The sequence below is a fragment of the Pelomonas caseinilytica genome (assembly GCF_021353235.1).
GTDB lineage: Bacteria > Pseudomonadota > Gammaproteobacteria > Burkholderiales > Burkholderiaceae_C > Pelomonas > Pelomonas caseinilytica.
In genome coordinates this window covers 325893-351187 of record NZ_JAJTWT010000006.1, presented here as the reverse complement: position 1 = coordinate 351187, position 25295 = coordinate 325893, and the positions used below count along the sequence as shown (strand labels likewise).

Here is a 25295-nt window from a genome sequence, read left to right as displayed (position 1 = left end):
GGCTCAGAACGCCTTGGACAGGCGCAGTTGGTAGAACGAGCCACTCAGCGCGTTGCGAGCGTTCACCATCGTCATGTACGACAGGTTGAGGGCGGCGTCCACGCCCGGCACGCGGGTCGTGAAGAAGGCGCCCAGGCCGGTCGCGGCAAAGCGGTTGGGGCCCACGCTGCCGCCGAGGTCGTCCGAGACCTGCCTGACCATCAGCAGGTGCGGCCCGAAGACGCCGAAGGAGGCGCGGTAGGCCAGCGCGAGGTCGAGGGCGCCGAAGTCGCCGCTCCTGATGTGGTTGTCCTTGTTGCGGGTGTTGAAGCCCATGCTGGCGCGCAGGCCCAGGGTCCAGGCCGGCGCGGGGCTGTAGGCCATGGCCACGCCCGGCCGCAAGGTGTAGAAGTTGCCGAAGCCGACGTTGATGGACTTTGCGGCGTCGTAGCGGCCGGTGGGCAGGGCCAGGGTGACGCCCGTCACCACCCGCAGGCCGTCGACACGCCCCACCCAGGCGGCCGTCAGCTCGGCGTCGCCCAGGCCGTCGACAACGCCCGAGCCGGCGGCGGACTGCACGCCGAGCTGGGCCTGGTAGGCCGTCGAGAAACCCGCCTGGGCGGCGGCCTGGGCCGCCGCGGCCGTGCCGGCCGGCAGGGGCGGCGAGGTGAGGGCCGGCGACAGGGTGCTCAAGGTCGGCGTGGCGCCGCTGAGCGTCAGCCGCCGGTCCAGCCGCGTCGTGTAGGGCAGGTTGAGGACGAAGGACAGCCGCCCGCCGCCGTACCGGCCCTCGGTCAGGTAGCCGAGGATGAGGTTGGCGTTGGTCTGGGACTGCCGGAAGTCGGTGTCGGCGGTGCCCGACCACGTCGCGGTGCGCACCCGCCCGGCCACGGGCGACGGCGTGGCGAACACGCCCGACGAGGCGACCTGCCGCGGCTCGCCGCTGCCGTCGGTGACCTTGTCGAGCTCAATCTGCGTCGCCACCAGGCTGCCGAAGAAGCCCGGCGTCTCGTTGGCCACCGCGATCTCACCGCCGAGCGTGCCCGACAGCGGGAACCGCAGCTTGAACCCGTCGGCGGCGTGCGCCGGCGCAGCCATACCGCAGGCGGCTGCGCAAGCCACCCAGGCGAGCCAACCAGGACGATTGTTCATATCCGTTCTCCGCCCCCTTGTTGTCTTTATTTTTTGGCATGCGGAGTGTCAAAACATCGGCGCCCCGCCGAAATAGGGGCTTACGCGAGGGCGGCGCAACTTGGCCCTGGCGGCGCGGCGGCGTCGGCAGAATGCCGGCATGAAGACCGTCCGCGCCAAGACTCGAGACACGGCCACGCCCACGCAGGCGGGCCGCCCCGACGCCAAGACCGATGGCCGTGCCGAGCGCAGTCTAACTACCCGTCGCCGCATCGTCGAAGCCCTGACCGCGCTGATCCACGAAGGCGACCTCACGCCCACGGCCGAGGCGGTGGCCCGGCGGGCGCAGGTGGGCCTGCGCACGGTGTTCCGGCACTTCGAGGACATGGACACCCTCTACCGCGAGATCCGCATCGACCTCGACGCCCTGCTGCAGCCGTTGCTGCAGGCCCGGCTCGATGGCCAGACCTGGCAGGAGCGGGTGCTGCAGAGCATCGGCCACCGCGCCGGCATCTTCGAGCGGCTGGCCGCCCTGCACGTGGGGGCCCAGGTGCACCGCCATGAATCGGCCTTCCTGTCGCAGGACCTGATGGAGTCGGCCCGCCTGCAGCGCGACTTCCTGCAGCGCCTGCTGCCGGCCGAGGTGGCCGCCAACACGCCGCTGCTCGACGCCCTGGACCTGGCGCTGAGCATCGAGGCTTGGATACGGCTGCGCCGCGAGCAGGGGCTGAGCGAGCACCAGGCCAGCCGGGTGGTGCACCTCACGGTGGAGGCGCTGCTGGCCTCGGTGCCAGGCTGACGCCGCGGCGGCTCAGCCCGGGGCGAGCAGGGCCGGGACCTCGTCCGGCGGCACCGGGCGGCAGAAGCCGAAGCCCTGCATCAGGTCGCAACCCATGGCGATGAGGGCGGCCTCGTCGGCCGGCAGCTCCACGCCCTCGGCCACCACCAGCATGCGCATGGCGTGGGCCACGCGCACCATGGACTCGACGAGGGTGCGCGAGTCGGCGTTGCTCGACAGGCCGTGCACGAAGAGGCGGTCGATCTTGAGCTTGCGGCAGCGGATGCGGCGCAGATAGGCCAGCGAGCTGTAGCCGGTGCCGAAGTCGTCGATGGCCAGGCCGTAGCCCAGGCCCTGCAGCGTGAAGACGAAGGAGTCGGGCTTGTCGATGTCCTCGAAACCGGCGCTTTCGGTCAGCTCGAACTCGACCTCGTCGGGCCCCAGGTGCAGGGCCTTGAGCTGCTGCAGGAAGCGCTCGCGGTGCTGCAGCTTGCGGCACTGCTCCCAGGAGAGGTTCACGGCCACCGCCGGGCACTTCACGCCGAGCTCCTTCCAGGTGTCGAGGTCCCGGCGCAACACGCCCAGCATCACGAGGCCGAGGTCGACGATCAGCCCCGAACTTTCGGCCACGGGGATGAACTCGGTCGGCGGGACCCAGCCGCGCTCGGGGTGGCGCCAGCGCGCCAGCGCCTCGAAGCCGAGCACCCGGCGGCGGGCGTCGTACTGCGGCTGGTAGGCCAGCGAGAACTGGCCGGCTTGCAGGCCCTCGCGCATGTCGTGCTCCAGCGCCTGGCGTGAACGCAGGGCCTCGCCGATCTGCGGCGTGAAGAGCTGGAAGCTGTCCTTGCCCACCTGCTTGGCATGGCGCAGCGCCGCGTCCGCACAGCGCAGGGCCTCGCTCGGGTCGTGGGCATGGTCGGGCATCGAGACGGCGCCGATGGACACGTGCAGGTGCAGCCAGTGGCCGTCGTGCAGCACGGGCTGCGTCAGGTCGCCCTGCAGCTGGGCGACGTGGGCGCGCAGGGCCTCGCCGTCCAGGCGCGGCGTCAGCAGCATCGCGAATTCGTCGGCCGACAGCCGGGCCACCTGGTCGCCCGGACGGCAGCGCAGGCGCAGCCGCTGGCCGACGGCCTGCAGCACCGCGTCGCCGGCGGCGTGGCGGTACTGGTCGTTGATCTGCTTGAAGTCGTCCAGATCCAGGATGAGCAGGGTGGCGCCCGGCTCCTGCTGGAGGGTGCGCTCCATCAGGGCGCGCATGTGGTCGCGGTTGGGCAGGTCGGTCAGGGCGTCGAAGCGCGCGAGGTAGCGGGTACGGCGCTCGACCTCCTTGATCTGCACCCGCAGCTGCTTGGACATCCACCAGGCCAGGCCCGCCGTGGCGACCAGGATGCCCAGCGTGGCGGCCAGGAACTGCATCGCGTCCATCCACATCGGCAGGCGGCTGGCCTCCACGGCCAGCATGCCCACGCGCCGCCCGTCCGCCATCACGGGCACCTGCACGCTGGCGGTGCCGGCCGCCTCGCGCAGCCAGCCCTGGCCCGCGTCGGCGCGCGCGTACAGGGTGAAGAGGCTGCCGTCGTTCTTCAGCAGCCGCGCGTGCACGATGGCGGGGCTCTGCTGCAGGGCCGCGAGGCTCTCGCCGGCGTCGCTGCGGCTGTCGAAGACCAGGGCGGCCGAGACGGTCTGCGCCACGATGCTGGCCTGGGTACTCAGGTCCTCGAGCTGGCGGGCCTGCAGCCGCCAGTACTGCATCAGGCTCAGCAGCAGCGCGAACATCAGCAGCGCCGACAGCGCGACCATCAGCTCGCGCAGGCGCTCGACGGTGTCGGCGTAGGCGGCCCTCATGGCGCGCTCACCTGGTGCCGCACGAAGCGGGCCAGCCGCAGCAGCTTGGTGCTGACGACCAGGCCCACACGGCGCGCGGCGTCGAGCTCGACGTCGAAGACGATGCGGCCGTCCTCGACCTGCAGGTTGAGCATGGCGCCCTGGTCGAGCATGGTGGCGGCATCGGAGACGACCAGCACGGGTAGCTCGGCCAGCGCCGCGCGCAGCGCCGGCTGAGGCGCGGGCAGGTAGAGCAGGTGGCAGCCGGCGAGCTGCTCGGCGCGCACGCCGTGGCGCACGTCCACCGTGAGCTGGCGGATGGACCGGCCCGCCAGGACCTGCAGCGCCCCGTCCATGCGGCCTTCGCCGACGGTGCACAGCTGCAGCGACCGCCCCGGTTGCTCGCGGTCCGCCGGCCAGTTGACGAACATCAGCACGCGGTAGACGACCTCGGCCTTCAGCACCTCGGGGCTGGTGGCCTGTGCCGCGGCGGGCCGGGCCAGGGCCAGGCAGAGTAGGCCGAGCAGCCACGGCGCCGCCGCCCGGACAGCCGGCCATGGGCGGCACGGGAAGCGGCTTGCGATGACCGGGGCGCCAGGCATGGACGTTCTCAGAGGGCGAACCGCCAGTCCAGCCGCCAGGCTCGCGCGGGCTGCGGAATCGCGCTCAGCGCCGTGTCGGGCGTCGAGGGATCGAGGTTGCGCCGGTCCAGCGCGTTGCTGACGTGCAGGGCCAGGCTCTGGCGTTCGTCGAAGCGATAGCGCAGATGGGCGTTGACGACGGCGGTGGCGCCCACCTCGACGCGGCCGACCCGCCGGCCGAGCAGGTTCCACTCCGTGCCGAACTGCCAGCCGCCCCAGCGCGGCGAGACGAGATCGCCCTTGAACATCCACGACGGCGCATTGCTCAGGCGCTGGCCGGCGTTGTTGCGTGCGTCCATCCAGGAGCCGCTCAGCCGCCAGACCCAGCCCGCCTCGGCCCGCCTTTCCACCCCGAGGTCGACGCCGCGCAGGGTGACGCGGCCGACGTTGCGGTACTGGGCCACGGCATCGGGCGCATCGCTCAGCGGCACCAGCTCGATGAGCCGGTTCATGCGCGTGTGATAGGCGTTGGCGCTGACGGCGAGGCCGCCGTGCAGCAGGTATTCCCAGCCGGCCTCCATGGAGTTCAGCCGTTCGGGCCGCAGGGCGCCGTTGCTGATCTGCGAGATGCCGCCGTCGTCGTAGAAGCGCTCGTAAAGGTTGGGCGTGCGATAGGACTGGGCCCACATCAGCTTGAACGACTCGCGCTCGTCCGGCCGCAGCGCCAGCACCGCCCGCGGCGACATGGCCGGCGCGAAGCCGCGCACATGGTCCACCCGCAGGCCGGTGGTCAGCTGCAGCATGGACGACAGCCGCCACTGGTCCTGGGCGTAGACGCCCACGGCGTCCTGGGTGGCACGGGAGTCCAGGTGCAGGGTGTAGGGCTCGACGTCGTAGTTGCGCTGCACGCCCGAGGGCGAGGTGCGTACCTCGGCCCCCATCATCAGCTGGTGGTTGAGCAGGCCGCGCCACAGCACGCGGCCCTCCAGCGTCGTCCACTGGGCCCAGGCCTCGTCCTTGTTGATGAAGTCCGGCGCGACGCCGAAGACATAGCGGCCACGGAACTCGTAGCCGGCGACGCTCAGCTTCAGGGTGCGGCGCACGTCGTCCCGCCAGCCGTCGTCGTAGCTGGCTTCGCCGAGGACGAGGCGGTCGCTGTAGCGCGTGCCAGGCACGCCGGCCAGGGTGCCGTAGGGGGCCGTGGGCGCGTCCTTGTCGCGCTGCACCGCGTTCAGCGAGAACCGCCACGGGCCGCTGCGGACCTTGGCGAGCAGGGCCGCCTGGCGTTCGCCGTCCAGCCCGCGCACCCACCCGTCGGGCGTGCCGAGTTCGGGCAGGTAGAGGTTCTCGCCGGCGGTGCGCTGCAGGTTCAGGCCGACGAAGAGGTCGCCGTCGCCCCCGCTGCCGGCGCCGTAGTGCATCTCGATGCGCCGCGAGCCCTTGTCGCCGAGGCTGGCCTGGGTCGTCAGGCCGGGCGCGTCGGCGCCGTTGAGGGTGACGACGTTGACCACGCCCAGCAGGGCGTTGCTGCCGTAGACCGACGAGCCGGGACCGTGGACGAGTTCGACGCTCTTGACCCACTCCGCCACGACGGGCAGTTCGAGCTGGGGCAGGCCCTGGTCGTAAATAGCGTCGTTGACGCGCTGGCCGTCGATGGCCATGAGGATGCGCGAGCTGTAGTCGCCCGGGCGGTTGAAGCCGCGCAGGCCCAGGGCGCTGTAGCTGCGCGAATTGCTCAGGTAGACGCCCGGCAGGCGGGCGAGCTGGTCGCCGACCGTCTGGTGGCCCAGGGCATCGGAGACCTCGCGCTCCAGCACGCTGACCGAGGCCGGCGCGTCCATCAGGCTCTGCGCATAACGCGACGGCCCCTGCACCTCGCGCTTGAGCAGGGCTTCGAGGGCCTTGTCGTCCGTCGAGTCGGGCGTCGGGACGGGTGCGGCGTGAGCCGCGAGAGTCAGGGCCGGCAAGGCGAACCAGGCCGGCGCGAGGATGCGGCACTTCACGGATTCGGTCGCCGTCGGCGGCGACGGGCGATTGAGGGAACTGGCCGAAAGCTTAGCCGTGGGCCTCGGCGCAGTCGCTGTCACATTTCACAGCAGGCGCGGTTTTGCGCGCCGGCCGGCCCGCGGCCGCAAGGCGATGTCGCCGCCAGCCGACGCGCTACGGGCTGGCCCGGGCGCGCTCCAGCGCGATCTGGGCGCTCGTCGCAGCGCTCAACTGATGCTGGAGATATTGGGCCAGGCGCGGCTGCTGGCTGAAGGCGGCGTTGAAGCGGATGTGGTCATCACGCGCGCCGTCGGCGGCGAAGGTGGCGCCGCGCACGAGCAGGATGCCGTGGCGGAAGGCGTCGCGCACGACGGCATCCACGTCGACGCCGGGCGGCACGGCGCCCCACAGGAAGAGGCCACCCTCGCCCGGGTGCTCCAGCAGTACGCCGGCCTGGCGCAGCTGCCGCGTCGCGGCCACGCGCGCCGCGCCGAGGCGCTGCTGCAGGCGGTCCAGGTGCTTGCGCCAGCGGCCCGCGGCCAGCACCTCCAGCAGCACGTATTCGTTGAGCGCGGCCGTCGTCAGCACCGAGAGGATCTTCTCGCGCAGCAGGGTCTTGACGATGGCGGGCTCGGCGGCCACGTAGCCCAGGCGCAGCGCCGGGCTCATGGCCTTGCAGATGCTGGAGTAGTAGATGACGCGGTCCAGCCCCGAGAGCTGAGCCAGGCGCGTCGGCGCGCCGGGGTGGAAGTGGCCCTGCACGTCGTCCTCGGCGATGAGGAAGCCGTGGCGCTGCGCCAGCAGCAACACGCGGTGCAGGTTGGCCGGCGTGCTGCCCCAGCCGGTCGGGTTGTGCAGCACGCTCTGCAGGAAGAGCAGCCGCGGCCGGTGGCGGGCACAGGCCTCGTCGAGGGCGTCGAGGTCGATGCCATCGGGGCGGCGCGGCACCGGCACCACCGTGACGCCCGCCTGGCGCAGCCGGTCGAAGAGCAGGAAGTAACCCGGCGTCTCGACGGCCACGGCATCGCCCGGCCGCAGCAGGGCACGGCAGATGAGGTCGATGGCGTGGGTGCCCCCGTAGGTGGTGAGCACGCGGCTGGCGTCCACCGCCATGCCCTGGGCGCGCAGCAGCGTGGCCAGGCGCTCGCGCAGTTCGGGCAGGCCCTGGGGCGGGCAGCGCGAGGCCATGCCGGCGGCGGCACGGGCCAGGCCGCGCTGCACGGCCGCGGCGGGCACGGCGTCCTCCAGCCAGGTGGCCGGCAGGGCGCCGCTGCTGGCCAGCAGCACGCCGGCGCGCTGGTCGTTGGCCTGCTGGGCCAGCCACACGGCCTCCTGCTCCTCGCCGGCCTCCACGCGCACGGCGTCGGGCATGGCGTCGGCCGGCCCCTCGGCGACAAAGAAGCCCGCCGTGCCGCGCGAGTCCACGAGGCCGGCGGCGACGAGGCGGTCGTAGGCCGCCACCACGGTGTTGGGGCTGACGCCCAGCCGCGCAGCCAGCTGGCGGATGGAGTTCAGCCGCGCGCCGGGCGGCAGCTGGGCCGTGGCAATGAGGGCGTGCAGGCGCTGCTCGATCTGGTCGGCCAGCGGCCTGGGCGAGTCACGGTCCAGCGAGAACATCGATCGGTCAGCGCAGCAGCAGCAGGGCCAGCAGGGCGAGGGAGGCGGCCATGATGACATTGAACGCCCGCCGCCGCGCGGGGCTGGACAGCAGCCGGCCGATGGCCGCGCCGAAGAGGGCCCACATCGACACGCAGGGGAAACCGATGGCGGCGCCGATGCCGCTGACGAGCAGGGCCCCGGCCGGCAGGCTGAGCTGCGCGGGCATGAAGACCGAGGCGATGGTGATGGAGCGCACCCAGCTCTTGGGGTTGACGGCCTGGAAGAGGGCCGCCTCGGCGAAGCTCAGCCGCTGCGGCGGCCGGTCATGCACGACGGGGCTGGCCGCCAGCCGCCAGGCCAGCACCAGCATGTAGAGGGTGCCGCCCAGCCGCAGGGCCTCGTGCAGCAGCGGCCAGGCGACGAAGAGCGCGCCCAGGCCCATGCAGGTGGCGAAGGTCTGCACCGCGTTGCCGGTGTTGATGCCGAGGATGGCCGGCAGCGTGCGCCGGTAGCCGTGGTGGGCGCCGCTGGCCACCAGCATCATGTTGTTGGGGCCGGGCGTGCCGGACATCAGCAGGCAGTAGCCGAAGAAAGGGAGCATCTCGTCCATGCCCCGCATTGCAGCGGCGCCGGGCCGCCGCGTGAAGGGACAGCCACCGATGCCGCGCGCTGCGCTGTATCAGCCCGCGCATGGATACAGCGCGGGCGGGGCCTTCAACGCGCCTGCTGGATGCGGATCATGTTGCCGGCCGGGTCGCGGACGGCGCAGTCGCGCACGCCATAGGGCTGGTCGGTGGGCTCCTGGGCGATCTCGGCGTCGGCGGCCTGCAGCTTCTGGAAGGTGGCCTCGAGGTCAGGCGAGGCGAACAGGATCATCGCGAAGCTGCCCTTGGCCATCATCTCGGCGATGGAGCGCTTCTCGTCGTCGGTCAGGCCGGGCGTGGCCTGCGGCGGATAGAGCACGATGGAAGTGCCGGGCTGCGACCTGGGGCCGACGGTGATCCAGCGCAGGCCGTTGTAGCCCACGTCGTTGCGCACCTCGAAGCCGAGCACGTCGCGGTAGAAGGCCAGCGAGGCCTCGGGGTCGGTCTGGGGCAGGAAGGTCGAGTGGATGCTGATGTCCATGGCTGAAAGTCTCCTGGGGGATAACGGGAAGTCCGTGCGGGCCAGTCTAGGTTTGGCCCCCAGGCGGCGCTTCTCGATTCCTGATCAGCTGCGCACCGGCCGCGTGACCTGCTTGGCCACGCAGGACGGCATGCCCTGGGTCGCCTCCGCGGCCTCGCGGCGGTAGACGCTGGGCGACACGCCGACCAGCTCGGTGAAGCGGGTGCTGAAGGTGCCCAGGGACGAGCAGCCCACTTCGAAGCAGACCTCGGTCACGCTCAGGTCGCCTCGGCGCAGCAGGGCCATGGCGCGCTCGATGCGGCGGGTCATCAGGTAGGCGTAGACCGATTCGCCATAGGCGGCGCGGAACTGCCGGCTCAGGTGGCCGGCGGACATGCCGATGCCGCGCGCCAGGGCGTCGACGTCCAGCGGCTGGGCGTAGTCGCGGTCGATGCGGTCGCGCACGCGGCGCAGCCGGGCGAGGTCGCGCAGCTGGGTGTCCGGAGGCCGGCTGGCGGTGGAGCTGTCGGTCATGGGCGCGAGGATATGTCCTACCCCGGCAGCATCCCCGTCCGACGCCGGCCGCGGCGAGGGCGGCGCAGACTGGGTTCTCCCCAACGGAAGGAGACCACCATGGGACACAGCAGCCTCGTGGGCACCGAGATGGCGCCGCGCCGGCCCAAGGGCACCGACGAGGAGGCCCTGGGCCCCTCGGACCTCAGCGACAGCGGCAGCGACGTCGTCGGCGCCGACACCCTGCCCTCGGCCGACCCGGGCGAGCCGGTGGACCTGACGCTCAACCGCGATCAGGCCGTGGCGCCCATCGAGGGCACGGGCGAGACGACCGACGACACCGAACCCGCCGACATCGCCCTGGACCGCGTCATCGACGCGGCCGACGACCGCTCCTGACGGCCCCCAGGGCCGCGATGCCGGCCACGGCCAGGGCCAGCGAGGCCGGCTCCGGCAGGGCGCCGTGCGGTTGGGGGGCCAGCGCGTCCAGGAAGACCTGGCTGGGAGAGCCGGGCAGGTCGAACGACAGGTAGGCGATGCTCAGCCCGTCTTCGCTGAGCCGGGCCTCCGAGTTGTAGGCGCCCAGCGTGTGCGTGACCTGCATGAAGTCGCCGGCCAGCAGGTCGTAGACGAAGACCTCGGTGTTGCCGTCGCCATTGCCGCCGGTGAGGTCGGCACCGGTGCTGAAGGCGATGCGGCTGCCGTCTCCGCTCAGGCCGCCGAGGGAGAGGTAGCTGCCCAGGGTGTGGGTGACCTGGGTGAAGGTGCCGGTCAGGATGTCGTAGCTGAAGAGCTCGCGGTTGCCGTCGGCGTTCTGGCCCAGCGGGTCGAAGTTGGAGACGAAGGCGAGGGTGCGGCCGTCGGCGCTGAGTGTCGGGCGCTCGTTGAAGCTGGCGCTCTGCGGCGCGACGTTGATGGTGATGCCGGTGCCGAGGTCCAGCAGCTTCACGCCCGAGAAGGTCTCGAAGGCCAGGCGCTGGCCGTCGCCGCTCAGCGACATGTTCAGCACCCACGGAGCGACGACGCCGGAGAAGGTCTGCGTGGCCGTGTCGTACAGGCGCACGCCGAGGTTGTCGGTGCTGACGGCGATGCGCTTGCCGTCGCGGCTGATGGCCGACTGCTCGAAGAAGCCGGGCGGCTGGGTCAGCGTGGTCAGGGTGTTGGTGGCGAGGTCGTAGCTCTGCGTCTGGAAGTAGGCATAGCCACCGCTGACGTTGAAGTGCTGGAAGGCGACGCGGCTGCCGTCGCCGCTGATGCTGGGCGTCTGGTTGCCGCCGGCCAGGATGCCGCCGGCACTGTCGCTCAACTGGCGGGTCTGGCCGGTGGCACGCTCGTAGACGTAGACCTCGAAGTTGTGGTCGGGGTTGCCGCCGGTCAGGTCGGACGCCGAATAGAAGACCAGCCGGCTGCCGTCGGCGCTGAGGGCGGGCCCGAAGCTGTTGTAGCCGCCCGTGGTGACCTGCAGCGGCGCGGCGGAGGCGGAGGTGGCGCAGGCCAGCAGGGCGGCAGCGGCCAGGAAGGTGGGCTTCATCGGAGGTCTCCAGGAGAAGGCGGTGCTTCAAGAGGAGACGCTTCGACGCGGCGGTCTGCGACAGCCCTTCCCCCCATCTCGGGGGTTGGCCCTAGACGGCGGAGGCCGCCTTGGCCGGCGCGGCCACGCAGGCCTTGGCCACCGACAGGCCGCGCAGGTAGCCCCGCCGCACGCCGCCGGCCGTGATGGCGGCGGTGACCTGGCGGGCATAGCGCTCGGCGCCCGTGAGCTTGCGCACCCAGCCGCGGAAGGGGATGACGCCCTCGGCCGTGCGCTGCAGGGCGCCGGTGGCCGCGTCCTCGCCGCGCTCCAGCAGGCCGGTGTTGCCGTTGCCGGCCGGCACGTCGAGGTCGGGGCCGAGGACTTCGTCGAGCGCGCGGATGGCCGAGGCCAGGCCGGTGCAGCTGGCGTCGGCCGGCATGGCATAGGGCGCGGCGGCGGCGGCACGCAGCACTTCGGGGATGTCGGCCCGCACGACGTTGAGATCGGACAGCGGCGTGGTGGCGGCGTTGGCCACCTTGTCCTGGCTGTGGCTGGCGCAGGCGGCCAGGGCGAGGGCGGCGAGGGCCGCGAGGGCGAGGGAGGAGGTGCGCATGGGCGGGATCATCTCAGTTGTTCATTCCACGTTCGCGGCACCCGCGACGCATGAAACGAATGCGGAAATGCAACCACAGAGGCACAGAGCCACAGAGATAAAACTCCGTGTCTCCTCTGTGCCTCTCCGTGCCTCTGTGGTTGCCTTTGAGGTTTCACTTCAGGGAAGCGTTGATGCGAGCGAGGGCGTCCGAGCCAGGGCAAAGTGCTGCTTCGCCGAGCACGTTCAGCGCCCCGGGCGGCGTGCGGTGGGCGGCGTGCCAGTCGCGGGCCGAGGGGTCGATGTAGAGCAGGCCAGTGGCGATCTCGCCGGCCGCCGCGTGCCGCTGCAGGGCGTTCATGGCGGCGAGGCGGTCGGTGGGGTCGTGGCCGGCATCGAGCCTGCGCAGGCGCAGCAGGCTGCCGTCGCCCTGGGGCACGTCGAGGACCTCAGGCGAGCCCTGCACCACCGTCTCGGCGGCGAGGTCGATGACGTCGATGCGGTTGAGGGCCTCGTTGTGGGCGCGGACGTGGTCATAACTGCGCGTCGAGCCGGCATGGTTGTTGAAGGCCACGCAGGGGCTGACGACGTCGATGAAGGCGGCGCCGCCGTGGCGGATGGCCGCTTCGATCAGGGGCACGAGCTGGGCCTTGTCGCCCGAGAAGCCGCGCGCGACATAGGTGGCGCCGAGCTGCAGGGCCAAGGCGGCCAGGTCGATGGCCGCGTCGCTGTTGGTGGCGCCCTTCTTGGCCACCGAGCCCTTGTCGGCCGTGGCGCTGAACTGGCCCTTGGTGAGGCCGTACACGCCGTTGTTCTCGACGATGTAGACCATGCGCACGCCGCGCCGCATGGCATGGGCGAACTGGCCCAGGCCGATGGAGGCGGAGTCGCCATCGCCCGAGATGCCGAGGTAGAGGAGCTCGCGGTTGGCGAGGTAGGCGCCGGTCAGCACGCTGGGCATGCGGCCGTGGACGGTGTTGAAGCCGTGGCTGGCGCCGAGGAAGTAGTCGGGCGTCTTGCTGGAGCAGCCGATGCCGCTGAGCTTGGCCACGCGGTGCGGCTCGATGTCGAGCTGCCAGCAGGCCTGGACGATGGCGGCCGAGACGGAGTCGTGGCCGCAGCCGGCGCACAGCGTCGAGACCTTGCCTTCGTAGTCGCGGCGGGTGTAGCCGACCTTGTTCTTCGTCAGGCTGGGATGGTGCAGCCTGGGCTTGGCGAGATAGGTCATGCGGCGCTCCTCGGCGTGGTGGCCAGCGCATGCACGTGGCGGGTGATGGCCTCGATGATGAAGCGCGCCGTGATGGGCGTGCCGTCGTAGTGCAGCACCGGCGTGAGGCGGGCCGGCGCCACCTCCAGCTCGTTGACGAGCAGGCGGCGCATCTGCGCGTCGCGGTTCTGCTCGACGACGAAGACGGCGTCGTGCGCGGCGAGGAACTCCGCCACGCTGGGCGGGAAGGGGTAGGCCCGCAACCGCATGGCGTCGATGTGGATGCCGGCCTCGGCCAGCGCGGCGAGCGCCTCGTCCATGGCGGGCGAGGTGGAGCCGAAGTAGACGACGGCCAGCCGAGTCTTCCGGGCCGCGGCGCGCAGCTGCGGCTGCGGTGCCAGCAGCGCCGCGGTGGCGAACTTGGCGCGCAGGCGCTCGACGTTGCGGACGTAGTCGTCGCCACGTTCGGAGTAGACGGCCGCTTCGTTCCTCGTCGTGCCGCGCGTGAAGTAGGCGCCCTTGCTCGGGTGGGTGCCGGGCAGGGTGCGCCAGGGGATGCCGTCGCCGTCCACGTCCTTGTAGCGGGCGAACTCGCGGCCGGCGTCCAGCATCTCGGCCGTCATGAGCTTGCCGCGGTCGTAGCGGCGGGCGTCGTCCCATTCGAGCGGCGCGCACAGGCGCTGGTTCATGCCGATGTCCAGGTCGCTCATCAGGAAGACCGGCGTCTGCAGTCGCTCGGCCAGGTCCAGCGCCGTGGCGGCGAACTCGAAGCATTCGCGCGGGTCCTCGGGCAGCAGCAGCACGTGCTGGGTGTCGCCGTGCGAGGCATAGGCGCAGCTGAGCAGGTCGGCCTGCTGGGTGCGCGTGGGCATGCCAGTGCTGGGGCCACCGCGCTGCACGTCGATGACGACGAGGGGGATCTCGGCGAAATAGCCGAGGCCCAGGAACTCGGTCATCAGCGACACGCCGGGACCGGAGGTCGCCGTGAAGGCCCGGGCGCCGTTCCAGCCGGCGCCGGTGATGATGCCGATGGAGGCGATCTCGTCCTCGGCCTGCACGATGGCATAGCGCTGCTCGCCGGTGTCGGGGTCGGTGCGGAACTTGCGGCAATAGCCCTCGAAGGCCTCGGCCACGGACGACGACGGCGTGATGGGATACCAGGCGCAGACGGTGGCACCGCCGTAGACGCAGCCCAGGGCCGTGGCCGCGTTGCCCTCCAGGAAGATGCGCCCGCCCACCGCGTCGGCACGCCTGACCTTCAGGCCGAAGGGCTGCACTGAGAGGTGGTCGCGCGCGAACTCGCGGCCTGCGTGCAGGGCGCGCACGTTGGAGTCCAGCAGCCTCTCCTTGCCCTTGTACTGCGCGGCGAAAAGCTGCTCGATGACGGCGGCCTCGATGCCCATCAGCTCGCTGAGCGCGCCCAGCACGAGGATGTTCTTGAACAGCGTGCGCTCGCGCGGCACGTCGTAGGTGGCGTTGCAGATGGCCGTGGCCGGCATGCCGATGACGTGGATGTCGGGGCGGAAGGCGCTCTGCGGCATCGGCTTCGTCGAGTCGTAGAAGAGGTAGCCGCCCGGCTGGATCTCGGCGACGTCCTGGTCCCAGGTCTGGGGGTTCATGGCCACCATCAGGTCGACGCCGCCGCGCCGCCCCAGCCAGCCCGCCTCGCAGACCCGCACCTCATACCAGGTCGGCAGGCCCTGGATGTTGCTCGGGAAGATGTTGCGCGGGCTGACCGGCACGCCCATGCGCAGGATGGCCCGCGCGAACAGCTCGTTCGCGGACGCCGAGCCCGAGCCGTTGACGTTGGCGAACTTGACGACGAAGTCGTTGGTGGCTTCGATGCGGCTCATGTGAGGTCCCTCAAATGCAAACAAAGCCACAGAGACACAGAGACACAGAGGCGCCGTCATTCCGCCTTCTCCGTGACTCTGTGCCCTCTGTGGTTATGTTTTCTTGTGTCACGTCAATCACCAACCAGGCGAACCGCGTGGTCGCGGCAGGCCGCGCCCGCCTTCGCGGTCACCAGCATGAACTTCTGCATGTCCCAGGCCCCCGTCGGGCAGCGCTCGGCGCACAGGCCGCAGTGCAGGCAGACGTCCTCGTCCTTGGCCATCACGCGGCCGGTCTTGAGGCCGTCTTCGACGTAGAGGTCCTGGGCCTCGTTGGTGGCCGGCGCCCGCAGCCGCGCGCGCAGGTCGGGGCCGTCCGCGGTGAAGGTGATGCAGTCCATCGGGCAGATGTCGACGCAGGCGTCGCACTCGATGCAGAGCTTGGGGGCGAACACCGTCTGCACGTCGCAGTTCAGGCAGCGCCGCGCTTCCTTCAGGGCGGTGGCGGCGTCGAAGCCCAGCTCCACCTCGACCTTGATGCTGGCCAGCGCCCGCTCGGCCGCGGCCCAGGGCACCTTGCTGCGCAGTTCCAGCGTGACGGCGTTGTCGTAGCTCCACTCGTGGATGCCCATCTTCTGGGAGACGAGGTTGACGTGGGGCGGCGGGCGGCGGGCGACGTCCTCGCCGTGCAGCAGCCGGTCGATGCTGACGGCCGCCTCGTGGCCGTGGGCCACCGCCGTGATGATGTTCTTCGGCCCGAAGGCCGCGTCGCCGCCGAAGAAGACATGGGGCAGCGTCGACTGGAAGCTGGCCGCGTCCAGCACCGGCAGGCCCTGCTCGTTGAAGGCGATGCCCGCGTCGCGTTCGATCCACGGGAAGGCGTTCTCCTGGCCGACGGCGATCAGCACCTCGTCGCAGGGGAGGACGACCTCCTCGCCCGCGCCACCACCAGGCTGGACCTTGCGGAACCGCATACCGGTGAGCCGGCCGTCCACGTGCTCGAAGGCCAGCGGCACGTGGAAGTCGAGGATGGGGATGCCCTCGTGCTCGGCGTCCTCCTTCTCCCAGGGCGAGGCCTTCATCTGCGCGTAGCCGCTGCGCACGGCCACCGTCACCGACGCCGCGCCCAGGCGGCGCGCCGAACGGCAGCAGTCCATCGCGGTGTTGCCCCCGCCCAGCACGATGACGCGCGGCCGCACGGCCGTGACGTGGCCGAAGGACACGCTGGCCAGCCAGTCGATGCCGACGTGGATCTGCGCCGCCGCCTCCTGCCGCCCGGGCAGGGCGAGGTCGCGGCCCCGCGGCGCGCCGCAGCCGACGAAGACGGCGTCCCAGCCCTCGGCCAGCAGCTCCTTCATCGACTCGACGCGCTGCCCGGCGCGCCACTCCACGCCCAGGCCGAGGATGTAGCCGCACTCCTCGTCGATGACGCGCTCCGGCAGCCTAAAGCGCGGGATCTGCGTGCGGATGAAGCCGCCGGGCCGGGCCTCGCCGTCGAACACCGTGACCGCGTAGCCCTCCAGCGCCAGGTCGCGCGCCACCGCGAGCGACGCCGGCCCCGCGCCCACGCAGGCCACGCGCCGGCCGTTGCGGGCGGCGGGCTTGGGGATGAGGGCGCGGAACTCGTCGGTCTTGCTGTCGGCCGCCACGCGCTTCAAGCGGCAGATGGCGACGGGTTCGGGCTTGGCGGCCTGCTTCTCCTCCACCCGCCCCCGCCGGCAGGCCGGCTCGCAGGGCCGGTCGCAGGTGCGCCCGAGCACGCCGGGGAAGACGTTGCTGACCCAGTTGACCCAGTAGGCCTCGTCATGCCGCCCCTGCGCGATCAGGCGGATGTACTCCGGCACGGGGGTGTGCGCCGGGCAGGCCCACTGGCAATCGACGACCTTGTGGAAATAGGCCGGGTCCGAGATGTCGGTCCGCTGCACGGTGTCTCCTCCGTGGTGCGAGATAGGGACCGAGTCTAGGACCGCCCTCCGGCAGCCGGTTCTGTGGAAACCCTTTGCAGGGCGTGGCGGGGTCAGGCCGCGGCGGGGCGGGCCAGCCTCCACGGGCCGAGCCGGGCCGCCGCCACCGTCACCGCCCAGCAGATCCAGGCCGTCCACATCGTGTGGCTGGGGTAGTGGGCGCCGCGCACCATCTGGCCCACGCCGTAGACGATGCCCAGCCCCACGACGGCCAGGCCCCAGGCCAGGGCCGAGCGCGGATAGGCCCGCGCCAGCGCCCACGCACCGGCGAGGTAGGCGAAGGCGGCGCTGGCGTGCCCGGACGGGAAGCAGTGGCCGCCGCCGCCGTCCCTCACGCCGAAGGCCCAGTGCGAGACGTAGCGGGCCGCGGCCTCGCCGCCGAACTCCGCCAGGTCCCAGGGGCAGCTCGTCAGGCTGGCCCGCTTGACCAGGGAGACGACGGCCAGGCAGGCCAGCGTCGTCAGCAGCCACCAGCGGCGTTCGCGCACCGACAGGCCGGGCAGCAGCCGCGGCCACAGGTTGAGCAGCACGATGAAGCCCATGGCCACGTAGGACACGAGCCGCCCGCCCTCGTGGATGAGCACGCGCGTGGCCCAGGCCTCGCGCAGCGCGAAGCCGTGGGCATCGCCGACCCAGCGCATGACCGTCAGGTCGAGGTGACTGGCGTCCCAGGCCAGCAGCAGGATCAAGGCCAGCGCGAGCCAGCGCAACGGAAGGAGTCTGTGCATGAGGTCATTGTCTACACTGGCCCGATGTCTTCCGCTTCCTTCGACGCCGAACGCGCCGTGCGCATGGGCCGCGAGGCCTTGCAGGTCGAAGCCCGCGCCCTGGCCGAGCTGGCGCCGCGCCTGGGCGAGGCCTTCGCCCGCGCGGTGCAGGCCATGCTCGGCTGCCGCGGCCGCGTCGCCGTGATGGGCATGGGCAAGAGCGGCCACGTGGGCCGCAAGATCGCCGCCACGCTCGCCTCCACCGGCACGCCCGCCCTCTTCGTCCACCCCGCCGAGGCGGCCCACGGCGACCTCGGCATGGTCACCCCCAGCGACGTCGTGCTGGCCCTGTCCAACTCCGGCGAGAGCGACGAGCTCAATGCCATCCTGCCCGTCCTCAGGCGCCTGGGCGTGCCGGTGCTGGCGATGACCGGCCGCGCCGAGTCCAGCCTGGCCTCGCACGCCGACATCGTGCTGGACAGCGCCGTGGCCGAGGAGGCCTGCCCGCTGCAGCTGGCGCCCACGGCCAGCACGACGGCGCAGATGGCCCTGGGCGACGCCCTGGCCGTGGCCCTGCTGGACGCCCGCGGCTTCAAGGCCGAGGACTTTGCCCGCTCGCACCCCGGCGGTGCGCTCGGCCGCAAGCTGCTCACCCACGTGCGCGACCTGATGCGCAGCGGCGAGGCCCTGCCCCGCGTGGCGGCCGGCACGCCCTTCACCGAGGTCATGCGGGAGATGAGCGCCAAGGCCCTGGGCATGGCCGTCGTCGTCGACGCGCAGGACCGCGTGCAGGGCATCTTCACCGACGGCGACCTGCGCCGCCTCGTCGAGCAGGGCCGCGACCTCCGGGCCCTGACCGCCGCCGAAGTGGCGCATCCGCGCCCGCGCACCGTCGGCCCAGAGGCCCTGGCCGTGGACGCCGCCGACCTGATGGAGGCCGCCCGCATCACCGTCGTCCTGGTCGTCGACGCCGGGCAGCGCCTGCTCGGCGCCGTCAGCATCAACGACCTGATGCGGGCCAAGGTGATCTGAAGTGGAACCTCAAAGGCAACCACAGAGGCACGGAGGCACAGAGGAAACACAGGGCATTTTTCTCTGTGGCTCCGTGCCTCTGTGGTTGCATTCCTGCATTCGTTTCACGCGTCGCGGGTGCCGCGAACGCGGAATGGACAACTGAGATGGCTGCTTTGAGTTTTCCTGCCGAACTGCTGGTCCAGGCGCAAGGCCAGGGCCTGGCCATCAAGCTGGCCATCTTCGACGTGGACGGCGTGCTCACCGACGGCCGCATCTACATCGGCGGCGCCGGCGAGGACGTGAAGGCCTTCTCGACGCTGGACGGCCATGGACTGAAGCTGCTGCAGGCCGGCGGCATCACCCCCGTCATCATCACCGGCCGCGACAGCCCCGGCGTGCGCCGCCGCGTGGCCGACCTCGGCCTCACCCACGCCGTGCACGGCGCCAAGGACAAGCTGGCCGCCGCGACGCCGCTGCTGGCCGAGTTCGGCATCGGCTGGGGCGAGGTGGCCGCCATCGGCGACGACTGGCCCGACCTGCCGCTGATGAGCCGCGCCGGCTTCGCCGCCGCGCCGCCTGGCGCCCACGCCGAGGTCCGGGCCGTGGCCCACTACGTCACCCAGGCACCGGCCGGTTATGGCGCCGCGCGCGAGTTCTGCGACCTGCTGCTGATGGCCGCCGGCCGCTATGCCGGCCTGCTCGCGGCCCACCACGACACGCTGGACAGCACCTCCACCGGAGGCAAGGCATGACGCCCACCCTCCCCGCCCCGGCTCCGCGGCGCCCGGCTGCCGCCCAGCCGTGGATCTGGCAGGCGCAGCGCCTGCTGTTCAACTACCTGCCCCTGCTGCTGATGGCGCTGCTGGCCGCCGGCACTTGGTGGCTGGTGAAGAACACGCCGCTGCTGGACCTGCCCACCGAGCGCGCCGCGCCACGCCACGTACCCGACTACCGCATGGACAAGTTCGAGCTGCAGCGCATCGGCGCCGATGGCCGGCTGCGCGTGCAGATCGCCGGGGCCGAACTGCGCCATTACCCGGATACCGACACCGTCGAGATCGACCAGGTGCGCGTGCGCGCCCTGACGCCCGACGGCAGCCTCGCCATCGCCGACGCGAAGCGCGCCATCAGCAACGGCGACGGCAGCGACATGCAGCTCATCGGCGACGTGCACCTGCGCCGCCTGCCGCCCGGCGCGGGCGACGACGCCCCGCCGGAGCTCGACGTGCGCGGTGAATTCCTGCAGGCCCTGTCCAACAGCGAGATCCTGCGCTCCCACCTGCCCGTCACCATCCGCCAGGGCGGTGCCACGCTGAACGCGCAGAACTTCGAGTACCGGCACCTGACCGGCCAGGTCAGCTTCACCGGACGCGCCCAGGGCCGGATCCTGCCCCGGACCAAGCCATGACGGCGGCCCCGGCGGAACTCGTCTTCATCACCGGCGCCTCCAGCGGCATCGGCCAGGCCCTGGCCTTGCGCTACTACCGCGACGGCGCCCGGCTGGCCCTCGTGGCCCGGCGCACGGACGAAGTGCAGCGCTGGGCCGCCGAGCAGGCGCTGGACCCGGCGCGCTTTCGCATCTACGGCGCCGACGTGGCCGACCTCGACGCCATGGCCCGCATCGGCCGCGAATGCATCGCCGCCCAGGGCCTGCCCGACGTCGTCATCGCCAATGCCGGCATCAGCGTCGGCATGGACACCACCCAATTCGCCGACCTCGAGGTGATGCGCCGCACTTTCGCGACCAACAACGTCGGGCTCGCCGCCACCTTCCACCCCTTCGTCGCGGCGATGAACGAGCGGGGCTCGGGCACCCTCGTCGGCATCGCCAGCGTGGCCGCCATCCGCGGCCTGCCGGGGCATGGCGCCTATTGCGCGAGCAAGGCCGCCGTCGTCGCCTACTGCGAGAGCCTGCGCGGCGAATGCCGACCCTTCGGCGTGCGCGTCGTCACCCTGCTGCCGGGTTATGTCGACACGCCGCTGACGCGGGGCAACCGCTACGGCATGCCCTTCCTGATGCCGGTCGCGGCCTTCGCCGACCAGGCCGTGCGCGCCATCCGCGCCCAGGTGAGCTACCGGGTCATCCCGTGGCAGATGGGCGTGCTGGCCAAGCTGCTGCGCCTGCTTCCCAACGGGCTGTACGACCGGGCCCTGGCGGGCCGGCCGCGCAAGAAGCGCGCGAGCGAATAGCCCCGGCGGCACCGCCCGCCCGGCCGGGGCCCCAAAAAGCACAAGGCGCCCGAAGGCGCCTCGTTGCATGCATGGCGCCCGAAGGCGCCTGGCTCAGTGCAGTCGGGGCTCAGTAGCCGCCACCGCCGTAGCCGCCGCCACCGGAGCGGCCACCGCCGCCGTAGCCACCGCCGCCACCCGAACGGCCGCCGCCACCGTAGCCGCCACCGCCGCCGCCGTAGCCGCCGCCGCCACCACCGGAGCGGCCACCGCCGCCGTAGCCGCCGCCACCGGAGCGGCCACCGCCGCCATAGCCGCCACCACCACCGCCGCCGTAGCTGCCGCCACCGCCGCCGAAGCCGCCACGGCCACCGCCGAAGCCGCCCGGACGCTCTTCACGAGGACGCGCCTCGTTCACGACGATGGCGCGGCCTTCGAGGGCCTGGCCATTCATGCCGTTGATGGCGGCCTGCGCCTCTGCATCAGAACCCATCTCGACGAAGCCGAAGCCTTTGGAGCGGCCCGTTTCACGATCCATCATGACCTTTGCGGAGGTCACGGTGCCGAACTGACCGAACGCTTCTTGCAGCGATTCGTCACGCACGCTGTAGGCCAGATTGCCCACGTAAAGCTTGTTTCCCATGGGGAAGCCCTTCTCTAACTCAAAACCAAGAAACCATGTGGAGCTTCAACCCATCGTGAACCATTCAAGCGAAGGCGCGGCGTCCAGACACAGGCAATTGATTATGGTGGCGGGGTCGCCGCTTGAGAGAGGGCCCTCCGGTAAGTGTTGTTTTTCAGAGCTAGCACAAACCCTGGCGCCTCGGTGCCATCACGCATCCGTCATCGATACCATCGCCGCCCGATGAGGATTTCACTGCTTCCCGCCCTCGACCGCGTCCTGGCCAGCATCGACGCGCCGCGCAACCTGCGCGCCCTCTACGCTTTGCTGACCGCTTTCTGCGTGGCAGGCCTGCTGATGGCCATGGCCCGCTCGGCGCTGGCCCGCGACCGGGAGCTGCTCAGCGCCCTGTGGCTGGGCCTGGCCCTGGCTGTCGCCTTTTTCGGGGTCAATGCCACCGGCCTGATGCTGATGGACCAGGCCCGCGGGCGGGCGGTGCGCGACCCCCAAGACGCCCTGGCCGACGCCCTGGGCAGCGCCCATCGCGTGCTGCTGGCCCTGCTGGGCTGCCTGGCGGTGGCCGGCCTGGCGGTACTCGCCCTGGCCGGCCTGCTCTGGGCCACCCGTTTGCCCGTGGTCGGCCCGCCGCTGCTGGCCGTGGTGCTGCCCGCCGGCGTGCTGATGCTGGGCGGCATCGCCTTCATCCTCGTCATCCTCGTCGGGCCGCTGGCCGGGCCGGCCGTCTGGGTGGGCCAGGACACCCGCGGCGTGCTGCGCTTCCTGCGCTGGCGGCTGCGCCACGGCCTGCCCGAGACGGCCCTGCTGATGGCCGCGGTCTACCTCCTCGTCGCGCTGGCCACCGCGGCCATGAGCTTCGTCGTCGTCAGCGGCAGCCGGCTGCTCGCCGGCCTGGCCATCCTGGGTGCCGGCGTCGAGCTGCCGGTGCGCGAGCTGCTGGCGGGCGTCATGGGCCTGGGGCCGCGCGGTTTCGGCGCCAGCGGCCTGCCGCTGCAGGGGGGTGATCTGGGCCTGGCCGCCCTGATCGGCGGCGGCGTGGTCTTCGCACTGGCCCTGGTGCTGCCCACCCTGGTCTGGCTGCGGGGCTGCTGCGCCGTCTACCTGGCGGTGACGGAAGAAGGATGAGCCGGCCGCGGATCGCCTCGCTGGTGCCCAGCGCCACCGAGACGCTGTTCGCGCTGGGCCTCGGACCCTGCCTGATCGCCCGAACGGGTTTCTGCGTGCACCCGGCCGACGCCGTGAAGGGCGTGCCCAAGGTGGGCGGCACCAAGGACGTGAACCTCGACAAGCTGCGCCGGCTGGCACCCACCCACGTCGTCGTCAACGTGGACGAAAACCGGCGCGAGACGGCCGAGGCGCTGCGCAGCTTCGTGCCCGAGGTCATCGTCACCCACCCGCGCGCGCCCGAGGACAACCTCGCCCTCTTCGAGCAGCTGCGCGCCGCTTTCTCCACGGAGCCGGGCGTGAACGAGCGCGCCGCCGCCCTGGCGGCCGACCTGCGCGCGGCCCTCGGCCGCTGCCGAGCCGCGGACCGCCCCGGCGAGGACGTGCTCTACCTGATCTGGCGCGAGCCGTGGATGACGGTGGCGCGCGACACCTACATCTCGCGGCTGCTGGCCGAGGCCGGTTGGCGCACCTGGCCCGACGCCCGCGGCGGCGAGCACGGCGCCGGCCGCTACCCGGCCCTGCGCGGCGACGAGCCCTGGCTGGCCGGCATCGGCCGCGTGCTGCTCAGCTCCGAGCCCTACCGCTTCGGTCCCGCGCACCTGGCCGAGGCGCAGGCGCTGTGCCCGCAGGCGCGGGTGCAGCGGGTCGACGGCGAACTCCTCGGCTGGTGGGGTTCGCGCGGCGCCGCGGGGCTGGACTACCTGCTCGCCCTCAGCGATGCCAGTCGATGCGGTCGAACAGCGCCTTGAGCCGGGCGCCCCGGGCCGGATTCAGCTGGGCCGCCCAGGCGACGCGCCCCTGCAGGTGGGCCCGCCAGTCGGCCCGGCCCTCGCGGTTCTGGCCGGCTGGTCCGTCGACGACGCAGCGGTGCAGGATGGCCTTGAGCCGGTCGAAGGCGTCGCGCGGCAGGTTGGGGTGTTCGTTGACGACGATGCCGCAGACCGATTGCCGGCCGGCCGCGCCCAGGCTGCGCGTCTTGCGCCGGTTGACGACGAAGCCCTCGTCCTCGGCGATGGCTGCCACCCAGGCCGACACCGCGCGCACCGGCAGTGCGGCCGGGCCCGAGATGACCAGGTCGTCGGCATAACGGCTGTAGCGCGCGCCAAAGGCCGCCGCCAGTCCGGACAGGCGCGCATCCAGGGCGAAGGCGCAGAGGTTGGCCAGGGCCGGCGAGGTGGGTGCGCCCTGGGGCAGGTGGGGGTCGCGCAGGCGCTGGCGCTGCAGCCAGGGCAGGCGGGCCTCCTGGCGCAGCCAGGCCTCGGGCGCCGAGGTCGTGCACAGGGCGGACAGCGCACGGGCCACGGCCGTCGAGAAGCCCAGCGTCGCGAAGAGGGCGTGCACGCGCGCGGCCCTGACGGTGGAGAAGAAGTCGGCCAGGTCGAAACGCAGGACGCGGCCCTGACCGACATGCCGGGCCGCATGCTGGACGACCGAGCGGCCTCGCGTGAAGCCGAAGGCCGCCTCGTGGGGCGGCAGTCCGTCGAGCAACTGCGTCAGCAAGCGGCGTTGCACGGCGCGCAGATGCGGCGCCGGCACCTCCAGCAACCGCCAGCCCGCGCCGTCGCCGCGTTTGGGGCACAGCCGCTGGGTGTAATGCTGCCGGGCGAGAGGCCGGCGCCGCTGCCAGTCGGCCGGCAGCGTCAGCCGCCACAGGCCGGCCGGCGTCATGCCGAGGCCGCGCGCCAGCGCACCAACGGTGGGCCAGTGGGGCCGCTCCAGGCCGGCCGGCGCGGCGCCCGGCTCCTGCGGGGGACGCAGCAGCCAACGCCGCGCCTCGGGCCGGCCGTCCCCGCACCAGGCCTCGAGAAAGCCCTCGTGGGCCTCGACCCGCGCGGCCAGGGCGTCCACGTCCAGCCGCCGCCACACCTCGCCCGGCATCCGCGCCATCGCCGCGGCCAGGCCGGCCAGCCAGGGTGGGCTCTCGTCCAGGCAGGCGGCCATGCGCGCCGCCAGCGCGTCCTCGCGCCGGGCACCGGCCAGCATGGCGCGGGCCAGGGCCCGGGCCGTCATCCTGCGGGCGTGGTCCACCCGGCCTCCCTGAAGAAAGATGCGGCACGCCGCCCGAGCGACGGGTGATGCGTGAGGTGAAGGGCGCTGTGCGCCCGGCGTTCTCACGCCCTGCGGGTCGAGACATCCATGACCCCCGGGGGTGCCCCGGAGTACTTGCCCAAAGGCTCGCGAAGACCTCGGCCGACGGCCGCGCGGCGATGGTAGCCGCCACAATCCCCGGCCATGGACATCTACAAGCCCCTCGTCGCGCTGCTGGCCATCGTGAACCCGGTGGGCGTCGTGCCCTTCTTCATCCACTTCACGACCAACCTCTCGCGCGAGCAGCGCCGCCGCACCATGGTGGTCAGCGCCTGCACGGCCGGCATCGTCATCGCGCTCAGTGCCCTGTTCGGCCTGAAGATCATCGAGTTCTTCGGCATCTCCCTGGCCAGCTTCCAGGTCGGCGGCGGCTGCCTGCTGCTGATCAGCTCGCTGCAAATGCTCAACGCCCAGCCGGCCGAGGCCCGCAAGGAGGACGTCTCCGAAGGCTCCAGCAAGGCCGACGCCGGCGCCAGCATCGCCGTCGTGCCCCTGGCCATCCCGCTGCTGACCGGCCCGGCCACCATCTCGACCATGGTCATCTATGCCGACAAGACGCGCCACTGGTGGGAGCTGGCCATCCTGTGCGGCTACGGCGTCGTCGTCACCCTCGTCACCTTCGTGGTCTTCTCGGCCTCGAGCAAGATCGCCCGGGTGCTGGGCCAGACCGGCATCAACATCATGACGCGGCTGATGGGCCTCATCCTCGCGGCCCTGGCCGTGGAGCTGCTGGCCGACGGGCTGATCAAGCTCTTCCCCGTACTGGCCGCCCGCACCATCAGCTGACATGGCGCCCCTCGTCCAAGGACTACCTTGGCCGGTCCCCCGAGGGGACGGCGATGCCCGCGGCATCGAGCCGCAGGCACGTCGCCAGCGCGGGCCGGCTTGGCGAACTGGAGTCGGACAC

Annotated in this window: 25 protein-coding genes; 9 read left to right on the top strand and 16 right to left on the bottom strand. The window is 72.0% G+C overall.

Going from position 1 to position 25295, the window contains the following annotated elements:
• Positions 1-3: 3 nt before the first annotated feature.
• A complete protein-coding gene (locus LXT12_RS16515) occupies positions 4-1131 on the bottom strand; it encodes a transporter (RefSeq protein WP_233393378.1) in 1128 nt (375 codons plus the stop codon).
• 139 nt (positions 1132-1270) lie between these two features.
• Between LXT12_RS16515 and LXT12_RS16510 the strand changes: the two genes are divergently transcribed.
• Positions 1271-1909 carry a TetR/AcrR family transcriptional regulator gene (locus tag LXT12_RS16510; RefSeq protein ID WP_233393377.1) on the top strand — a complete coding sequence of 213 codons (639 nt, stop codon included), beginning with the start codon at positions 1271-1273 and terminating at the stop codon, positions 1907-1909.
• Between the two features lie 12 nt (positions 1910-1921).
• On the opposite strand, the gene LXT12_RS16505 is transcribed toward LXT12_RS16510, so the two are convergent.
• The 7 genes from LXT12_RS16505 to LXT12_RS16475 form a co-directional block, all read right to left on the bottom strand.
• On the bottom strand, positions 1922-3733 hold the full coding sequence (locus LXT12_RS16505) for a putative bifunctional diguanylate cyclase/phosphodiesterase (protein ID WP_233393376.1): 1812 nt from the start codon (positions 3731-3733) through the stop codon (positions 1922-1924).
• Positions 3730-4314 carry a YfiR family protein gene (locus LXT12_RS16500; protein ID WP_233393375.1) on the bottom strand — a complete coding sequence of 195 codons (585 nt, stop codon included), beginning with the start codon at positions 4312-4314 and terminating at the stop codon, positions 3730-3732. Before LXT12_RS16500 ends, LXT12_RS16505 begins: the two co-directional genes overlap by 4 nt.
• Before the next feature lie 8 nt (positions 4315-4322).
• Complete coding sequence (locus LXT12_RS16495; RefSeq protein WP_233393374.1) at positions 4323-6296, bottom strand: TonB-dependent receptor plug domain-containing protein; 1974 nt, start codon at positions 6294-6296, stop codon at positions 4323-4325.
• A 157-nt stretch (positions 6297-6453) separates the two neighbouring features.
• Complete coding sequence (locus tag LXT12_RS16490; RefSeq protein WP_233393373.1) at positions 6454-7896, bottom strand: aminotransferase-like domain-containing protein; 1443 nt, start codon at positions 7894-7896, stop codon at positions 6454-6456.
• Between the two features lie 7 nt (positions 7897-7903).
• A complete protein-coding gene (locus tag LXT12_RS16485; RefSeq protein WP_233393372.1) occupies positions 7904-8488 on the bottom strand; it encodes a LysE family translocator in 585 nt (194 codons plus the stop codon).
• 104 nt (positions 8489-8592) lie between these two features.
• On the bottom strand, positions 8593-9003 hold the full coding sequence (locus LXT12_RS16480; RefSeq protein WP_233393371.1) for a VOC family protein: 411 nt from the start codon (positions 9001-9003) through the stop codon (positions 8593-8595).
• 84 nt (positions 9004-9087) lie between these two features.
• Positions 9088-9516, bottom strand: a complete 429-nt coding sequence (locus LXT12_RS16475; protein WP_233393370.1) for a helix-turn-helix transcriptional regulator — start codon at positions 9514-9516, stop codon at positions 9088-9090.
• Positions 9517-9615: 99 nt separating this feature from the next.
• On the opposite strand from LXT12_RS16475, the gene LXT12_RS16470 reads away from it, so the two are divergent.
• Positions 9616-9894, top strand: a complete 279-nt coding sequence (locus LXT12_RS16470) for a hypothetical protein (protein ID WP_233393369.1) — start codon at positions 9616-9618, stop codon at positions 9892-9894.
• On the opposite strand, the gene LXT12_RS16465 is transcribed toward LXT12_RS16470, so the two are convergent.
• From LXT12_RS16465 to LXT12_RS16440, 6 genes are all read right to left on the bottom strand, one after another.
• Entirely contained in the window at positions 9866-11026 is a 1161-nt protein-coding gene (locus tag LXT12_RS16465) for a TolB-like translocation protein (protein WP_233393368.1), read from the bottom strand. The genes LXT12_RS16470 and LXT12_RS16465 overlap by 29 nt on opposite strands.
• Positions 11027-11117: 91 nt before the next feature.
• A complete protein-coding gene (locus LXT12_RS16460) occupies positions 11118-11621 on the bottom strand; it encodes a hypothetical protein (protein ID WP_233393367.1) in 504 nt (167 codons plus the stop codon).
• 154 nt (positions 11622-11775) lie between these two features.
• On the bottom strand, positions 11776-12828 hold the full coding sequence (locus LXT12_RS16455) for a 2-oxoacid:ferredoxin oxidoreductase subunit beta (RefSeq protein ID WP_233393366.1): 1053 nt from the start codon (positions 12826-12828) through the stop codon (positions 11776-11778).
• Entirely contained in the window at positions 12825-14660 is a 1836-nt protein-coding gene (locus LXT12_RS16450) for a 2-oxoacid:acceptor oxidoreductase subunit alpha (protein WP_233393365.1), read from the bottom strand. The genes LXT12_RS16455 and LXT12_RS16450 overlap by 4 nt, the downstream gene beginning before the upstream one ends.
• A 113-nt stretch (positions 14661-14773) precedes the next feature.
• Positions 14774-16564 (bottom strand): FAD-dependent oxidoreductase, encoded by a 1791-nt coding sequence (locus LXT12_RS16445; RefSeq protein ID WP_233393364.1) that lies wholly within the window; start codon positions 16562-16564, stop codon positions 14774-14776.
• A 92-nt stretch (positions 16565-16656) separates the two neighbouring features.
• Positions 16657-17331 carry a phosphatase PAP2 family protein gene (locus LXT12_RS16440; RefSeq protein WP_233393363.1) on the bottom strand — a complete coding sequence of 225 codons (675 nt, stop codon included), beginning with the start codon at positions 17329-17331 and terminating at the stop codon, positions 16657-16659.
• Between the two features lie 24 nt (positions 17332-17355).
• Between LXT12_RS16440 and LXT12_RS16435 the strand changes: the two genes are divergently transcribed.
• From LXT12_RS16435 to LXT12_RS16420, 4 genes are all read left to right on the top strand, one after another.
• Positions 17356-18342, top strand: coding sequence for a KpsF/GutQ family sugar-phosphate isomerase (locus tag LXT12_RS16435; protein ID WP_233393362.1), 987 nt, complete (start codon positions 17356-17358; stop codon positions 18340-18342).
• Between the two features lie 146 nt (positions 18343-18488).
• Positions 18489-19076, top strand: coding sequence for a KdsC family phosphatase (locus LXT12_RS16430; protein WP_233393361.1), 588 nt, complete (start codon positions 18489-18491; stop codon positions 19074-19076).
• On the top strand, positions 19073-19732 hold the full coding sequence (gene lptC, locus LXT12_RS16425) for an LPS export ABC transporter periplasmic protein LptC (RefSeq protein WP_233393360.1): 660 nt from the start codon (positions 19073-19075) through the stop codon (positions 19730-19732). Before LXT12_RS16430 ends, lptC begins: the two co-directional genes overlap by 4 nt.
• Entirely contained in the window at positions 19729-20514 is a 786-nt protein-coding gene (locus LXT12_RS16420; protein ID WP_233393359.1) for an SDR family oxidoreductase, read from the top strand. The genes lptC and LXT12_RS16420 overlap by 4 nt, the downstream gene beginning before the upstream one ends.
• 109 nt (positions 20515-20623) lie before the next feature.
• On the opposite strand, the gene LXT12_RS16415 is transcribed toward LXT12_RS16420, so the two are convergent.
• The gene (locus LXT12_RS16415) at positions 20624-21136 is read right to left on the bottom strand and encodes an RNA recognition motif domain-containing protein (RefSeq protein WP_233393358.1); all 513 of its coding nucleotides are present in this window, start codon (positions 21134-21136) and stop codon (positions 20624-20626) included.
• Positions 21137-21358: 222 nt separating this feature from the next.
• Here LXT12_RS16415 and LXT12_RS16410 point away from each other — a divergent pair, with 222 nt between their 5' ends.
• A complete protein-coding gene (locus LXT12_RS16410; RefSeq protein ID WP_233393357.1) occupies positions 21359-22258 on the top strand; it encodes a hypothetical protein in 900 nt (299 codons plus the stop codon).
• Positions 22255-23049 (top strand): helical backbone metal receptor, encoded by a 795-nt coding sequence (locus LXT12_RS16405; RefSeq protein WP_233393356.1) that lies wholly within the window; start codon positions 22255-22257, stop codon positions 23047-23049. Before LXT12_RS16410 ends, LXT12_RS16405 begins: the two co-directional genes overlap by 4 nt.
• On the opposite strand, the gene LXT12_RS16400 is transcribed toward LXT12_RS16405, so the two are convergent.
• Positions 23012-24328 carry a reverse transcriptase family protein gene (locus LXT12_RS16400; RefSeq protein WP_233393355.1) on the bottom strand — a complete coding sequence of 439 codons (1317 nt, stop codon included), beginning with the start codon at positions 24326-24328 and terminating at the stop codon, positions 23012-23014. The genes LXT12_RS16405 and LXT12_RS16400 overlap by 38 nt on opposite strands.
• A 204-nt stretch (positions 24329-24532) precedes the next feature.
• On the opposite strand from LXT12_RS16400, the gene LXT12_RS16395 reads away from it, so the two are divergent.
• Positions 24533-25174: a MarC family protein gene (locus LXT12_RS16395; protein WP_233393354.1), complete on the top strand. Its 642-nt coding sequence runs from the start codon at positions 24533-24535 to the stop codon at positions 25172-25174.
• Positions 25175-25295: the final 121 nt, after the last annotated feature.